We start from the raw sequence: 2011 nt of genomic DNA, 5'->3' as shown, positions 1-2011 counted from the left end.
CCCACGAGACCTCCAGCAACAACCGCTGCTGCGGATCCATCGCCAACGCCTCACGCGGCGAAATCCCGAAGAAGCCCGCATCGAACAGGCCCGCCCCATGCAAAAACCCACCCTGGTCGGTGTACGACTTACCCGCCCTGCCCGGATCAGCGTCGAACAACCCCTCCACATCCCAGCCACGACCCTCAGGAAAACCCGACACACCCTCCCGCCCCTCACTGACCAACCGCCACAGGTCCTGAGGGCTCGCCACACCACCCGGAAGACGGCACGCCATACCCACAATCGCCACCGGCTGCGACTTCTCGGCCTCGAGCTCCAGCACACGCTGCCGGGTGCGTTGCGCTTCGCCGAGAACGCGCTTGAGATAGTCGCGAAGCTTGTCTTCATCCGCCATCAAAGTTCAGCTCCTGGAAGGCAGTGGTATCGGGGTGTGGCAGCGTCGCCTGCCGCGGGCTAGTTGCTGAACGTCGTGTCAATGAGGTCGAAGAGGTCGTCGTCGGAGGTGGCGTCGAAGTCGAGCGCCTCGTCGCCCGGCGGGGTTCCGTTCGCCGTCGACCAGGTGGTCAGGAGGGCCTGGAGCCGGGTAGCCACCTGAGCGCGGATCGAGTCGTCGACAGGTGTCTCGACCAGCCTGGCTTCCAGCTTGCTCAGTTCGGCCAACAGCGGATGCGTTCCGGCGGGGGACTGTGCGGGCTTGAGGCCGTCGTGCAGGTGGCGGGCGAGGGCGAGTGGGGTGGGGTAGTCGAAGACGACTGTCGCGGCGAGTTTGAGGCCGGTGGCTTCGCGCAGGCGGTTGCGCAGTTCGACCGAGGTGAGGGAGTCGAAGCCAGCGTCTATGAACGCTTTGTGGGCTTCGACATTGGCTATCTCGGTATAGCCGAGAACGGTGGCTGCTTGGGTCAGGACCAGGTCGAGCAGCAGCTTCTCTTGCTCCTCTGGTGTGAGACTGACCAACCTCGCGGTAAGTCCACTGCCGTTCTCCCCGGCTTGTGCCTGCCGCCGCCCGGTTTGTACCAGAGCACGCAGCAGGGCCAGGACGCTCCCGCCGGCTGTCGCGTCGGCGCGCAGTCCTCGGAGGTCCAGCTTGATCGGCACCGCGAGTGCGGTTGGCATGCGTAGGACTGTGTCGAACAGTCGCATACCCTCAGCCACTCCGATAGGCAGGAGGCCGCCGCGACTCATGCGTGCCTGGTCGGCTTGGCTGAGGTTCGCGGTCATGCCCGTGGTTTGTTCCCACAGGCCCCAGGCCATCGCGATACCGGGCAGTCCGTCGGCGCGGCGTTTGGCCATCCAACCGTCCAGGAACGCGTTGGCAGCGCCGTAGTTGCCTTGTCCCGCCGAGCCGAACACACCCGCCGCGGATGAGAACACCGCGAACATCGAGAGGTCCATCTCCCGCGTCAGCTCGTCGAGATGACGCACGGCGGTGACTTTGGGAGCGAAGACGGCTGCGACGCGTTCCGGTGTCAGCGTCGCGATCACGCCGTCGTCCAGCACGCCTGCGGTATGGACGACGCCGGTCAGTGGGTGTTCGGCTGGTAGGGCCACGAGCAGTTCGGCGAGTGCGTCTCGGTTCGTGACATCGCACGCCACCGCCGTCACCGTCGCGCCGGCCTCGCCGAGTTCGGCGACCAGCTCTCGTGCTCCTTCGGCGTCCGGTCCACGCCGGCTCGCGAGGACGAGATGACGCACGCCGTATTCACCGACCAGGTGCCGGGCCACCACAGCGCCCAGGGAGCCGGTGCCACCGGTCAGCACAACCGTGCCCTCGAGGTCGAGGGGCTTCGGAACGCTCAATACCATTTTGCCGGTATGCCGGGCCTGGCTCATGTGACGGAATGCGTCCGGGGCACGGCGCACGTCCCATGCGGCGAACGGCAATGGGGTGAGGTCTCCGGTTTCGAACAGTCTCGCCAATTCGACGAGCATCTGCTGGATACGGTCGAGGCCGGCGTCGAAAACGTCGAACGCCTGGTAAGCCACCCCCGGATGTTCTACGGCGACAACG

At 66.0% G+C, this 2011-nt stretch carries 2 protein-coding genes; both read right to left on the bottom strand.

Annotated features, from left to right (window positions below):
• Nucleotides 1-400, bottom strand: a 400-nt coding sequence (locus ACZ6CL_RS42930; RefSeq protein WP_468947012.1) for a beta-ketoacyl synthase N-terminal-like domain-containing protein, incomplete at its 3' end; no start/stop codon positions are given.
• Nucleotides 401-456: 56 nt separating this feature from the next.
• Nucleotides 457-2011, bottom strand: a 1555-nt coding sequence (locus ACZ6CL_RS42925) for a type I polyketide synthase (RefSeq protein WP_468947011.1), incomplete at its 5' end; no start/stop codon positions are given.

Source organism: Streptomyces sp. NPDC041200, assembly GCF_055591805.1.
The sequence above is the reverse complement of the archived record's forward strand: the minus strand, read 5'-3'. Positions and strand labels throughout refer to the sequence as shown.